Annotated in this window: 7 protein-coding genes; 4 read left to right on the top strand and 3 right to left on the bottom strand. The window is 63.8% G+C overall.

Features of this window, described 5'->3' with window-relative positions; genetic code table 11:
• Positions 1 to 52 precede the first annotated feature (52 nt).
• Positions 53 to 1,777: a heparinase II/III family protein gene (locus tag EJ079_RS08855; protein ID WP_127808790.1), complete on the top strand. Its 1,725-nt coding sequence runs from the start codon at positions 53 to 55 to the stop codon at positions 1,775 to 1,777.
• A gap of 294 nt (positions 1,778 to 2,071) precedes the next feature.
• Positions 2,072 to 3,688 (top strand): bifunctional phosphoribosylaminoimidazolecarboxamide formyltransferase/IMP cyclohydrolase, encoded by a 1,617-nt coding sequence (purH, locus tag EJ079_RS08850; RefSeq protein WP_127273763.1) that lies wholly within the window; start codon positions 2,072 to 2,074, stop codon positions 3,686 to 3,688.
• A gap of 170 nt (positions 3,689 to 3,858) precedes the next feature.
• On the opposite strand, the gene EJ079_RS08845 is transcribed toward purH, so the two are convergent.
• Positions 3,859 to 5,235: an MFS transporter gene (locus tag EJ079_RS08845; RefSeq protein WP_127808789.1), complete on the bottom strand. Its 1,377-nt coding sequence runs from the start codon at positions 5,233 to 5,235 to the stop codon at positions 3,859 to 3,861.
• Between the two features lie 352 nt (positions 5,236 to 5,587).
• On the opposite strand from EJ079_RS08845, the gene EJ079_RS08840 reads away from it, so the two are divergent.
• A complete protein-coding gene (locus EJ079_RS08840; protein ID WP_127808788.1) occupies positions 5,588 to 7,732 on the top strand; it encodes a TonB-dependent siderophore receptor in 2,145 nt (714 codons plus the stop codon).
• Between the two features lie 84 nt (positions 7,733 to 7,816).
• On the opposite strand, the gene EJ079_RS08835 is transcribed toward EJ079_RS08840, so the two are convergent.
• The gene (locus EJ079_RS08835; RefSeq protein WP_127808787.1) at positions 7,817 to 12,607 is read right to left on the bottom strand and encodes an NAD-glutamate dehydrogenase; all 4,791 of its coding nucleotides are present in this window, start codon (positions 12,605 to 12,607) and stop codon (positions 7,817 to 7,819) included.
• Between the two features lie 136 nt (positions 12,608 to 12,743).
• On the opposite strand from EJ079_RS08835, the gene EJ079_RS08830 reads away from it, so the two are divergent.
• Positions 12,744 to 13,307: a peroxidase-related enzyme gene (locus EJ079_RS08830; protein ID WP_127808786.1), complete on the top strand. Its 564-nt coding sequence runs from the start codon at positions 12,744 to 12,746 to the stop codon at positions 13,305 to 13,307.
• A 151-nt stretch (positions 13,308 to 13,458) separates the two neighbouring features.
• Here EJ079_RS08830 and EJ079_RS08825 read toward each other — a convergent pair whose 3' ends face one another.
• Positions 13,459 to 14,070 (bottom strand): LysE family translocator, encoded by a 612-nt coding sequence (locus tag EJ079_RS08825; protein ID WP_127397761.1) that lies wholly within the window; start codon positions 14,068 to 14,070, stop codon positions 13,459 to 13,461.
• Between the last annotated feature and the right edge of the window lie 34 nt (positions 14,071 to 14,104).

Below are 14,104 nucleotides of genomic sequence, written 5' to 3'. Positions count from 1 at the left end.
TCGTGCAATCATGTAGACTCGGCGCCGGGGTAGAGGACGATCAGGAGGGGTTTTGGCACTTGCTGCCAGCAGCACGACGCGTCTGTGGACGCTTGTCGCGAAGGAGTTCTGGCGCAAAACGCGCCGGCGCCTGCGCGCCGGGCCTGTCTATCGCTGGCGCTATTCCGGCCGCACGCCGGAACGTGTGCTGATCGCACCGCCGGACCTGCGCCTCGCCGACCCGCAGATCGCGCTCGAGATCTATTACGGCCGCTATCCCCTGTCGGGGCATCTCGTCGAGACCGGCGGCAAGTCGCCTTTCCAGATCAGCGTGCCCAATCACGGCTGGCAGAAGACGCTGCACGGCTTTCGCTGGCTGCGCCATATGCGCGCCGCCGGCACCGAGCTTGCCGCCGCCAATGCCCGCGCCCTGGTCTCCGATTGGATCACCATGCATGGCAGCCATATTTCCGGCATCGCCTGGGAGCCCGGCACGACGGCCAAGCGCATCATCGCCTGGTTGCAGCACTCCTCGGTCGTATTGCAGGGCGCCGAGTTCCCTTTCTACCGCGCCTTCCTGAAATCGGTAGCCATCCAGATCCGCTACCTCAGGTCGATGGCGCGCGAAATGCCCGACGGCAAGGACAGGCTGCGGGCTCGCATCGCGCTCGCCTTCGCTGCCTTGTCCCTGCCGGCGCCGGCATCGGCCCTGCGTGGCGCGACCCGCAATCTTGCCGAGGAACTCGACCGCCAGATCCTCGCCGATGGCGGGCACATTTCGCGCAATCCAATGGTCGTCCTGGAAATCCTCGCCGACCTTCTGCCGCTGCGCCAGACCTATGCCAACCAGGCGGAAACGCCGCCGCAGGCGCTGATCGGCGCCATCGACCGCATGCTGCCGGCGCTGCGCTTCTTTCGCCATCAGGATGGCAGCCTCGCCCGCTTCAACGGCATGGGCGCCACCATCCACGACCGCATCGCCACCATTCTGCGCCACGACGACACCGCCGGCGCGCCGCTGCTGCATGCGCCGCATTCCGGCTATGAGCGCCTGTCGATGGGCGGCACCACAGTCATCGCCGACACCGGCCCGCCGCCGCCGGTCGATGTGTCCAACGCCGCACACGCCAGCTGCCTTGCCTTCGAACTATCGTCCGGCCGCCAGCACTACATCGTCAATGCCGGTATCGACACCTATGGCGCGGCTGAATTCCGGCCGCTGGCGCGCGCCACCGCCGCGCACTCGACCGCCACCATCAACGACACCTCGTCGGCGCGCTTCAGCCATTCGCTGCGTGTCAACGACCTGCTCGGTTCCCCGCTGATCGGCGGCCCGCAGCACGTGCAGTGCAAGCGCACCGACCAGAAGGGCATTCAGGGCTTCATCGCCCGTCATGACGGCTATGTCCCGCGCTTCGGCTTCCTGCATGAGCGCGAGCTGAAGCTGTCGTCGAACGGCAACGTGCTGGCCGGCCGCGACCGCTTCCAGCGGCCCGGCAATACCGCGATCCGCAACAATGGCCGCGACTTCGTCACCGTCCGCTTCCATGTCCACCCCGACATCAACCTTTTGCAGGACGAGCATGACCGCCTGGTGCTGGCCGCCGATCAGGCCGATACCTGGGTGTTCACAGCAGCCGAAGTGGTGCCGGAAGTCGATGAATCGATCTATTTCGCCGGTCTTGGCGGCCCGCGCCGCAGCCGCCAGATCGTGCTTGCCTTCAAAGCCTCGGAAATCGCCGAAGTCCACTGGCAGCTGACGCGCACCAGCATCGCCGGTCATCCGGAAAACAACTGATCCTCCTGGCAGGGCTTCCAACGCAGGTTAACAGAAGGCCTGAGGACAACCAGTTCGGCAGCATCGGCAGCTTTCGTCGGCAGCGATAGGAATTTTTTCTTGACTCGGTGACCTCAGCTATGGTACAAATTCGCCCATGGTGCTGATTTGCGCCAGTGACCCGCCACACAGGCGGGTTTTTCGTTTTAATACGGATTCATTGCCTTGCCCCACCTGACCGCCGGTTTGATTTCCGGACGGCATGTGCTACGGGCGCGGGCATCCATCACACCAGTCGTGAAAGGCTGCCAGCCCATGGCCGTCGCCGCCAAGAACATTCCCGCACCAGACCTTGTTCCCGTGCGTCGCGCCCTGCTCTCCGTTTTCGACAAGACCGGCCTCATCGATTTCGCCAAAGCGCTGGCAGCCGCAGGCGTAGAGCTGGTCTCGACCGGCGGCACGGCAAAGGCGATCGCTGACGCGGGCCTTCCGGTGCGCGACGTCTCCGAGCTCACCGGTTTCCCCGAGATCATGGACGGCCGCGTCAAGACCTTGCATCCTGGGGTGCATGGCGCGCTGCTTGGCGTGCGCGACGATCCGGAGCATTCCGCGGCAATGCGCAAATACGGCATCGAGCCGATCGATCTCGTCGTCTCCAATCTCTATCCGTTCGAGGAGGTCCGCCGCTCCGGCGCCGACTACGCGTCGATCGTCGAAAACATCGACATTGGCGGGCCGGCGATGATCCGCGCCTCGGCCAAGAACCACGCCTATGTCGCCATCGTCACCGACCCCGGCGATTACGCCTCGGTGCTGAATGCGCTGGAGATGAACATCGGCTCGCTTTCGCTGGATTTCCGCAAGAAGCTGGCGGCCAAGGCCTTTGCCCGCACCGCCAGCTATGACGCGGCGATCTCCGGCTGGTTCGCCGAGGCGCTCGAGATCGAACATCCGACATGGCGCGCCTTTGGCGGCAGGTTGGTCGAGGTGATGCGCTATGGCGAGAACCCGCATCAGAGCGCCGGCTTCTACGTCAACGGCGACAAGCGCCCGGGCGTCGCCACGGCGCGCCAGCTGCAGGGCAAGCAGCTATCCTACAACAACATCAACGACACCGACGCCGCCTTCGAACTGGTCGGCGAGTTCGACCCCGACCTTTCCGCCGCCGTCGCCATCATCAAGCACGCCAATCCGTGCGGCGTTGCCGAAGGCGACTCGCTGAAAGCCGCCTACGCCAAGGCGCTGGCCTGCGACCCGGTCTCGGCCTTCGGCGGCATCATCGCCGTCAACCGCACCCTCGACGCCGAGGCGGCGGAAGAGATCGTAAAAACCTTCACCGAGGTGATCATCGCGCCCGGCGCCACCGACGAGGCAGCGGCCATCGTGGCGGCGAAAAAGAATTTGCGCCTGCTGGTCACCGGTGGGCTGCCGGACCCGCGCACGCCGGGTACGACGGTCAAATCCGTCGCCGGCGGCCTGCTCATCCAGGGCCGGGACAACGCCGTCGTCGACGACCTCGAACTGAAAGTGGTGACCAAGCGGGCGCCGACGCCGGCCGAAATGGCCGACCTGAAATTCGCCTTCCGCATCGCCAAGCACGTCAAGTCCAACGCCATCGTCTATGTCAGGGACGGCGCCACCGTCGGCATCGGCGCCGGCCAGATGAGCCGGGTCGATTCCTCACGCATCGCCGCCCGCAAGGCACTCGACGCCGCCGAGGCCGCCGGCCTTGCCGAACCGCTGACCAAGGGCTCGGTCGTCGCCTCCGACGCCTTCTTCCCCTTCGCCGATGGCTTGCTGTCGGCAATCGCCGCCGGCGCCACCGCCGTCATCCAGCCGGGCGGTTCGATGAACGACAAGGACGTGATCGCCGCTGCCGACGAGCACGGCATCGCCATGGTGTTTACGGGGATCAGGCATTTCCGCCATTGACGCACTTCTTCCTTCTCCCCTTGCGGGAGAAGGTGGATCGGCGCGTAGCGCCGAGACGGTTGAGGGGTGTTCCAGCGAAGTGAGACGTTGGTGTTCCCTGGAACACCCCTCATCCGACCTCGCTTCGCGAGGCCACCTTCTCCCACAAGGGGGGAAGGAAAGAGGCGCTCCTATCCCGCCGGCCGGTCCGCCGGATAGGGCGTCTTGACCAGGATCGCCATGCCGATGCCCAGGAACAGCACGATCACCGCCATGCCGAGCCGCGCCGAGCCGCTGGCCAGGGTGACGGACGCGACCATGAACGGCGCCAGGAAACTGGTCGCCCGCCCGGCCAGTGCATAAATGCCGAAATAGCGGCCGGATTCTGCCGCCGTGACGCTGCGCGCCATGTAGGATCGCGACGACGCCTGCACCGGCCCGAAAGCCACGCCGATCAACAGGCCGAAGAAGATGTAGGCTTTTTCCGCTGCCGTGCCGAACAGGCCGCCGCTGTCCGGCCCAGGCATCATCCAGAGGCCGAACAACGTGTAGCCCGGCCCGGTCGAGACGATGCCGATCGTGGCGATGCTGAGCAGGACCAGCGAGATCATGACGATGGTTTTTGAGCCAAGCGCCGTGTCGAGACGGGCTGCAACCAGGCAGCCGAAGATGGCAACGACATTGAGAATGATGCCGAAAATACCGATTTCGGTGATCGACCAGTGGAACATCGCAGCTGCGAAAGTGCCACCCAACGCCAGCAGCGCGTTGACGCCGTCCTGATAGATCATGCGGGCGACGAGGAAGCGGAAGATGCCGCTGCGCTTGCGCACCTCGCCCAATGTCACTTTCAGCTCCGCCAACCCCTCTCGCACAGCCGGACCGATCGGCAGGCCCTTGATGGCGTCGGGGGTGAAAAAGAACATCGGCAGGATGAACAGGAAGTACCAGCCGGCTGACAAAGGACCGGTTGCGCGCGCATCCTCGCCGAGCTTCGGGTCGAGTCCGAACAGCGGGTCGATGCCGATGATCGTCTTGCCGGTCTCAGGCGAACCGGCCAGGCAGGCGACGACGAAGACCAGCACGATCATGCCGCCGAGATAACCAAGGCCCCAGGCCATGTTGGAAACCCGGCCGATCTCGCTCTTCGGCACCAGGCGCGGCATCATCGAATCGTTGAACACGGTCGAAAACTCCGCCGCCACCGACGCCAGCGAAAAGAACAGCACGACCAGGAAAAGGTTCGAACCGGGGGCCGCGAACCAAAGCATGCAAAGGCAGGTGATCTTGACCGCGGCAAAGAATGCGATCCACGGCTTGCGCGGTCCGGTCTGGTCGGCGATCGAGCCGAGGATCGGCGACAGCACTGCAATGACAAGGCCGGCCGCGGCAATGCCGTAGCCCCAGGCCGCCTGCCCGGTTTCCGGATCGCTCGCCATCCGCGACACGAAATAAGGCCCGAAGATGAAGGTGGTGACGACGGTGAAGAACGGCTGCGCCGCCCAGTCGAACAACATCCATCCCCAGATGCCGCGCCCGGACGCACGCTGCACTGTTTCTACCGTCATGATGATCCCCCGGCACCGGTTCCGTGTCGGGCGCCATGTCTGCATGTTTCATGCGCTCATGCAATGAACGAAGCTTGGTGCCGTCCCTTGCCCCTGCCGGGCGTTCGTTGTTCGAAAACCCAGCAATTGGCTTTCCTCCGCGGCGCGGGCCAAGCCCTTATTTTTTCTCGCGAGGGAAGTCGGACCGAAGGTCCGGCACCGTCCTCCACCCCCTGCTTCGCAGCGATTGCCGCCGGCGCGAATTTCTTGATTATTAAGTTGACTCTTTTTGTCCGGTTTGACTAATTGCGCTCGCGCAGGGCCGGAAAGTCGCCGGTCGAACGGCTCGATATGGTCTGACAGGGAATAAGAGATGACGATTGGTCGACAGGCATTGTCGCGCACTCAGGCAAGGCGATTGTTTGCGAGCAGTGCCTTGATAGCGGCATCTTTTGGAGCGGTGGGGGCCGGCCGGGCCCAGGAGGTTTCGCCGGACGATGCAACTCAACTGGAAACCATCGTCGTCACCGGCAAGTCGGACCGCGTTGTCGGGCCCGATCAAACGATCGTCGCCAAGGATACGGCGACCGCCACCAAGACCGATACGCCGATCGTCGACGTTCCCGCCTCGGTTTCAGTGGTAACCCAGAAGGAACTGGAGGCGCGCCATGTCGAAAGCCTGCAGCAGGCCGTGGCCTATACATCCAGCGTCCTCACCGACGAGTTCGGCAACGATGACCGATACGACTATATTCGCATCCGCGGTTTCGACCAGACATCGCTCGGTACCTATCGCGATGGTCTCACGGCGCGCATCCCCGCCTGGTTCACGGCCAGCCGTCTCGAACCTTACGGACTTCAGCGCGTGGAGGTCCTGAAGGGATCGACATCGACGCTTTTTGGTCTCAACGGTCCTGGCGGACTGGTCAATGCCATCACCAAGCGGCCGCTGGACCAGAAGCAGGGGGAGATTTACACGTCCTATGGCGACGGTACCAAGGAGGTTGGCGTTGATTTTGGCGGGCCAATCGACCCCGATGGCGTGTGGACCTATCGGCTCACAGGGCTGGCCAAGGATGGCGATCAAGGATGGGATTATTCCAACGACGATCGGCTTTACATCGCGCCCGCGTTGACCATCAAGCCCGAGGAAGGAACGTCGCTCACCATCCTGACTGACTATTACAAGCGAGATGGCACAGGCGCACGCGGCACCCCGGCTGGCGGCAATATCGACATCGGCACATTCCTGGGCGAGCCGGATTTCAACCGCTTCAACACGGAGCAGGTCGATATCGGCTACCAGTTCGAGCACGAGTTCAACGAGAACCTCACCTTGCGCTCCAATGCCCGCTACACGCATTTGAGCCTCGACTACGCCGAGGTCTACGGCGCGTCGCTTGACCCCACGGCGGACCGCACGGCATTTTCCGTCGATGGCCTGTCCAACCGCTATGCCTTCGACAATCAGTTGCAATACGATACGGGCTGGGGCGGGATCGACAGCAAGACGCTTGTCGGCGTCGACTACGCCAACGACAACACCCGTGAAAACATTCTCTTCGGCACCGCCGGTCCCATCGGCATCGACAATCCGGCCTATTGCGGTCTGTCCTGCATCAATCTCGGCCCCTACGTGAACTGGCGGGTCAAGCAACAGGCAGTCGGTGTCTATGCCCAGGAGCAATTGACGTTTGACGACCGCTGGATCGTCACCCTGGGTGGGCGCTGGGACCGCGTGCATACGACGGCGGACTATCTCGACTCGGGAACGCAGGACGACGACACGGCATCCGCCTTCACCAAGCGTGCCGGCCTGACCTACAAATTCACTCCGAACCTCGCGGTCTACGCCAACTATTCGGAAAGCTTCCAGCCGCTCGTGGCGCCAAGCGGCAACGGATATGCGGTCTCGGGTTCGCTGAAGCCTCAAGAGGGCAGGCAGTATGAGGCAGGTATCAAGTACAAGCCCGACGGCTTCGACGGCCTGTTCACGGCCGCGGTCTTCGACCTTACCCAAACCAATGTTCCGACCTATGTCACGCCTGTTGTCCAGCAGCAGATCGGCAAGGTTGGCGTCCGCGGCATCGAACTCGAGGGCAAGGCCGCCATTGCGGAAAACCTGAACCTGACGCTTGCCTATTCCTACTGGGATGCCGAGATCCTGGAAGACGGTATTGGCGGAAATGCCGGCAATCGGCCGCAACGCGTCCCTCGCCACCTGGCTTCGGCCTGGGTTGATTATACGCTACCCGAGGAGGGACGGCGTGGCGACCTGACCATCGGCGGAGGCGTGCGCTATATCGGACAAACCTACGGGGATGACGCGAACACGACTTCGATTGGCGGCTACGCACTGGTGGATGCGGCGATCAGCTACAAGATGACCAAGGACGTGACGTTGGCCCTGAACGCAACGAACCTGTTCGACCGGAAGTATTTAACAACCAGCTATTACGGAACCGAATTTTACGGCGACCGGCTGAAGATCGTCGGCACGCTCAAACATTCCTGGTGAGCTTTTTGAACGCCGGTTTCGAAGCGGATGGCATTCGAAAAGAGCCACACGCATCCGGTAATGCGTGTGGTGATCGTCGGCGGTTCACATCCCCGTCAGATCGCTCATCAACCCCGACGCCACCGACAGCCGCGACACGGTGATGTCGCCGCCCTCGGTCAGCGCCTGCAGCCGCTCGCGGATGCGCGCCACCCGCTCGCCGCCGGCGTCCAGCCAGGCCGCCACCGGGTCCGCCGTCCCGGCGTGGCCGGTGAGTGCCGCCACCGCGATGCCGCGCCGTGCCGCGCCGATCGTGTCGGTGGCACGCGACAGTGCCAGCTGATCATAGTAGTCCGAAGGCGTGATCGAGCGTGCGGCGTCCTCGACACGCGGGATGCGGAAGGCATCGCTGACGGCGAAGAACGCCTTGGCCGCGGCGACGATATCGGCGCCGGCGGTGCGCGCCGTCAGCGCGATGTCGGGGATGAGTTCCGCCACCTCGCTCAGCGCCAGTTGCCCGGCCAGCCCTTCCGGCGCGCCGCTCTTGAACAGCCCGTGCCGCTTCTCCTCGATGCGCTCGCGCGAGAAAGCCGGCAGCAGCGCAACGAGCTTCGGTTCCAGCGCCTTGCGTGCTTCCTGCAGCTCGGCGATGCGCTGGCCGAGGGGTGCCGTGCCGGCATCGTTCTTGAGGTACCAGCCGCTGGTCACGTAGATCAGCCGGCTGACCATCTGATAGAGATCGAGCTGCACCTGGCCGTCGATCTGGTTGTCGAGCGCGTCGATCTCGCGATAGAGCGCCGGCAAGGCAAAACCGTCGCGCACCAAGGCGAAGGTCCGCACCACGTCGGCGGCGGTGCGCCCCGTGGCTTCCTGCAGCCGGTTGACGAAGGACGGGCCGCCGCGATTGACCAGGTCGTTGGCGACGACGCGCGTGATGATCTCGCGGCGCAGCCTGTGGCCATGGATCTCTGTGGCGTATTTCTTCGCCATCCGGTCGGGAAAATAGCCCATCAGGTCGCGGTCGAAATGCGCGTCATCAGGCACGTCGCTGGCGACGATGTCGGAAAACAGCACGATCTTGGCATAGGCGAGCAGCACGCCAAGTTCGGCTCTCGTCAGCGGTTCGCCGCGCGCTTCGCGCTCGGCGAGCGCTGCCGGCGACGGCAGCGTCTCCACAGTGCGGTCGAGCAGGCCGCGCGCCTCCAGCGCCGTCATGAAACGGCTCTGATGCGCGATGTCGGCGAGGCCGCGCTTGCGTGCGATCGAAAGCGCCAGCGTCTGCTGGTAGTTGTTGGACAGCACCAGCGAGCCGACCTCGTCGGTCATCTCGGCCAGCAGCTTGTTGCGTGCCGGGCGCGTCAACGACCCCTTGCGCATGGCGGATGCCAGCGCGATCTTGATGTTGACCTCGACGTCGGAACAGTTGACGCCGCCCGAATTGTCGATGGCGTCGGAATTGCAGCGGCCGCCATTCAGGCCGAACTCGATGCGCGCCCGCTGCGTGACTCCGAGATTGGCGCCCTCGCCGATCACTTTCGCCCGGACATCGAGCGCGGTGATGCGAATGGCATCGTTGGCGCGATCGCCGACTTCGGCGTTGGTTTCGGTCGATGCCCGCAAATAGGTGCCGATGCCGCCGAACCACAGGAGATCGACAGGGGCCTTGAGGATGGCGGTCATGATCTCGACCGGCGTGGCGGTGGTCTTGGCCAGGCCGATCGCCGCCGCCGCCGCCGCCGGCAAGGTGATCGATTTCTGGTTGCGCGAGACGATGATGCCGCCTTCCGACAGTTTCGTCTTGTCGTAGTCCTGCCAGCTCGAACGCGGCAGCGCGAACATGCGCTCGCGCTCGGCCATCGAGGCTGCCATGTCGGGATCGGGGTCGATGAAGATGTCGCGATGGTCGAAGGCGGCGATCAGCCGGGTTTTCGGCGACAAAAGCATCCCGTTGCCGAACACGTCGCCCGACATGTCGCCAACCCCGACGACCGTGAAGGACGAGGTCTGGATATCGCGGTTGATCTCGCGGAAATGCCGCTTGACCGCTTCCCAGGCGCCCTTGGCGGTGATGCCCATCTTTTTGTGGTCATAGCCGGCCGAGCCGCCGCTGGCGAAGGCGTCGTCGAGCCAGAAGCCGTGCTTCTCCGAGATCGCGTTGGCGGTGTCGGAGAAGGTCGCCGTGCCCTTGTCGGCGGCAACGACGAAATACGGATCGTCCGGGTCGCGTCTGATGACGCCGGCCGGGGGGATGACACCGTCGAGACCGATATTGTCGGTGATCGACAGCAGGCTGGAGACGAAATTCTTGTAGGCCGAGGTGCCGGCCTCGAAGATCGCGTCGCGACCGGCGCTCATCGGCAGCTTCTTCGGATAGAAGCCGCCCTTGGCGCCAACCGGCACGATGACGGCATTCTTGACCTGCTGTGCCTTGACCAGGCCGAGCACCTCGGTGCGGTAGTCCTGGGCGCGGTCGGACCAGCGCAGGCCGCCGCGCGCCACCGGACCGAAGCGCAGATGCAGGCCTTCGACCTCGGAACCGTAGACGAAGATCTCTCGCCACGGCCGCGGCGCCGGCAAGCCCTCGACCGCGTGCGAATCGAGTTTGATCGCCAGCGACTGGCCTTTCTCTTTCGTATCGGCAACGAAATGATTGGTGCGCAGCGAGGCTTCGATCAGATTGAGATAGCGCCGGATGATGGTGTCGTCATCGATGTTCGGCACATCCTCCAGCGCGTCCTTGATCTTGGCCTTGAGGTGCTTTGCGGCCACCACGCCTTCGGTCTCGGCTGTCGGGCCAAGCCGGGCGATGAACAGCGCATGCAGGCCCCGCGCTATGTCGGGATAGCGATTGAGCGCGGCGGCGATGAAATCCTGGCTTTGCGGGATGCCGACCTGCTGCAGATAGCGGCCATAGGCGCGCAGGATCGTGATCTCGCCTGACCACAAGCCGGCGGTCTGGGCAAGGCCGTTATAGCCGTCATTGTCGACATCGCCTCGCCAGACAGAGAGGAAGGCGTCCTCGAACAGCGCGCCGCCATCAGTCAGGTCGATCGGCTTGCCGTAGCTGTTCTCCAACTCCATGTCATGGATGAAGACCAGGCCGGATTGTTCGTCGCCGACCTCGAAGGTGCGCTCGCTGATGACGCGGAAGCCAATGTTTTCCAGCACCGGCACCCGCCGCGACAGCGCCACCGGGCTGCCATGGTGATAGATTTTCAGCGCCGCCTGATGCGGTTTCTGCTCGGCATGACGATAATAATCGATGGCGATCGGATTGCCGGCGCTGATCTTGGCAATGCGCCTGGCATCGGCCAGCGCCACCGCCGCGCTGAACGAATCGCGGTAGCTTTCCGGCAGCCGCGCGGCAATCGCCTTCAAAGCCTGGTCGCCGCCACTGGCCTCGGCCGCATCGGAAAGGGCGTCCTCCCAGGTACGCACGATGTCGCGGATCGCCGCCTCTATCGTCGCTTGCTCGACCTTCGGCGTCTTGCCGCCGGAGCGGCCGATGATGAAGTGCACGCGCGCCAGCCCGCCCTCGGGAAAGGCCGGGTAGTAGGCCGACAGCCGGCCTTCGAATACGGTCTTCAGATACGAGCCGATCTTCTCGCGCACGACGCTGTCGTAACGGTCGCGCGGCACGAAGACGAGGATCGAGACGAAACGGTCGAACTGGTCGGCGCGCACCAGCGCCCGCACGCGTGGCCGCTCGACCAGGCCCAGAATGGCAGCGGCGTGCTTCCTCAGGACCGGCACCGGCACCTGGAACAATTCGTCGCGCGGATAGCTTTCCAGCACGTTGATCAGCGCCTTGCCGGAGTGATCGTGCCGGTCGAAGCCGGACTTGGCGATGATGGTTTCGGCCTTGGACCTGAGATACGGGATCTTCATCACCGAGCGCGTGTAGGCGGTCGAGGTGAACAGACCGACGATGCGCAATTCGCCCGCGAGCGTGCCCTTGGCGGTGTAGGTCTTGACGCCGATATAGTCGAGATAGATGCGGCGGTGCACGGAAGACTTGGCATTGGCCTTGGTGACGATCAGCGGCTCCGGCCCATGCAGGAAGGCGCGGATCTCCGGCGTCGTCGTCACCGCTTCGGTGCCGCGCCTGAGCACCAGCACGTCGGGGTCGGACAGGATGCCGAGGCCGGGCTTTTCAGCGCGCTCCAGCGTACCGCTTTCCTCGCCGCCGGTGTATTTGAACTCGCGCATGCCAAGGAAGGTGAAATTGTCGTCGCGCAGCCACTCCAGGAAGGCGAGGGCCTCGGCAACGCTCTTCTTGTCGAGCGGCACGGCCGTATAGCGGAATTCCGAGATCGCCTGATCGAGGCGGGCCAGCATCGGCCTCCAGTCGTGAACGGCGGCATGAACCTGGCCAAGGATCTTGCGCAGCCGCTCGCTCAATCCGCTCGCCTGCTCGGATGTCAGCCGCGGGATGTGGACATGGATGACGCTAAGCCGGTCGTGGCTGCCATCGTCCTTGGCGAAATTGCCGTCGCCGAGGATTTCTTCCACGCCGCCCTTGCCGTGGCGCACCACGATAACCGGATGGGTGACCAGGGTCGGTTCGCCCGATGTCTCGGTGATCTCGCCGAGGATGGAATCGAACAGGAACGGCATGTTGTCGTTGACGACTGTGACAACCGTCATCGGGCGGCCGTCTCGCACAACGCCCGAATCGGCATCGACGGCGACGACGCACTCGCCTTTCCTGTGAGTGGCGACTGCCTGGCCGGCGAGATCGGCAGCCCGCTCCAGGTCGGCCACATCGTAGGGAGCAATGTCTTCAGCTGGCGCGCGGGCGAGCAGATAGTCTGCAAGCCTGGCCGGCCTTTCCTCCGCTTTAATCGCTGCCGTGGCTTTTTTCTTCGGCTTGCTCGCGGATTTCACGCTGGCCATGACGCACGTCCCTCCCGTCGAATGCTTTTACGATTATGGTAGCAGATGACCGCTGTTTGGCGACAAAGGTTTGACGGCTTGCCAAGAATTATTGGAATTTGGCGACAAGATGCCGCGCAACGAGGAGAAATGACCCATGACCGGCAAAATCAGCGCGCTTGATCTTGGCCAGGGAGAGCTGAGCGAGGCGACAAAAACCTATTTCGCCAAATGCGAGGAGAAGCTCGGCCTCGTCCCGAACGTGCTCAGGGCCTATGCCTTCGACGACAGAAAGCTGCGCGCCTTCACCGACATGTACAACGATTTGATGCTGGGTGAGTCCGGCCTGTCGAAGCTGGAACGCGAGATGATCGCGGTCGCCGTCTCCTCGATCAATCATTGCTACTATTGCCTGACCGCGCACGGCGCGGCGGTGCGCCAGCTCTCCGGCGACCCGCCGCTCGGCGAAATGATGGTGATGAATTTTCGCGCCGCCGATCTTTCGCCCAGGCAGGTGGCAATGCTCGAATTCGCCGTCAAGCTGACGCAAGAGCCGGCCAAGATCGTCGAGGCAGACCGGGCCGCGCTGCGTCAGGCCGGCTTCACCGATCGCGACATCTGGGACATCGCCTCGACCGCTGCCTTCTTCAACATGTCGAACCGCGTGGCCGCGGCAATCGACATGCGCCCGAACGACGAATACCACGCCATGGCACGGTGAATTTGCTTTCTTCTCCCCTTTTTACGGGGAGAAGATGCCGGCAGGCAGGCGAGGGGCGGCACCAACATCCGTGAATGGAGGGCCAACTTTGCGCTGCCCCTCACCCGACCCTTCGGGCCACCCTCTCCCCGTAAACGGGGCGAGGGGAAGATCAGCGAGCAGCGATCGCCGCCGCCGCGCCGGCCATGGTCGTCGCGCTGACGCGGTTGGCGATCTTCATGGCGCGCTTGCTCTTCAAAAGCTTGCGCGCCTGTGATGCGGCGAGCACCCAGGCGAGATCGATGGCGACCAGCACCACGGCCATGGTCGCCGTCAGCTCGACCCAGCCGACGATGCTGACCGAAGCGAGGTCGATGATGGTCGGCAGCAGCGCCAGGTAGAACATCATGATCTTGGGATTGCCAAGCGTCACCGCCATGCCGGCGAAGAACAGCTTTGCCGGAGAATCCTCGCGCGGCATCTCGCCCTCTTCTGCATCGACAGGCGCGGTCCACATTTTCCAGGCGAGGTAAGCGAGATAGGCGACGCCGACCCATTTCACCACGACGAAGGCGAAATGGAAGGTCTGCGCCACGACAGCCAGGCCGAACACCGCCAGCGACAGCCAGATGCCCTCGCCGATCCACATGGCGAGCAGGAACGGGAACACGTCGCGAAACCCTTTCGAGATAACGCGCGCAACGAGCGCCGCGATCGAGGGGCCGGGCGAACCGGCGGCAACGAACAAAGCGGCGGCGAAGATCAGGAGCGAGGTGGGGTGCATAACCGGGGTCTCTGGTTGAAAACCTTCGATTTCG

It is taken from the genome of Mesorhizobium sp. M7A.F.Ce.TU.012.03.2.1 (assembly GCF_004006095.1).
In the GTDB taxonomy this organism is placed as follows: Bacteria; Pseudomonadota; Alphaproteobacteria; order Rhizobiales; family Rhizobiaceae; genus Mesorhizobium.
This window is presented reverse-complemented; position numbering and strand designations above follow the sequence as displayed.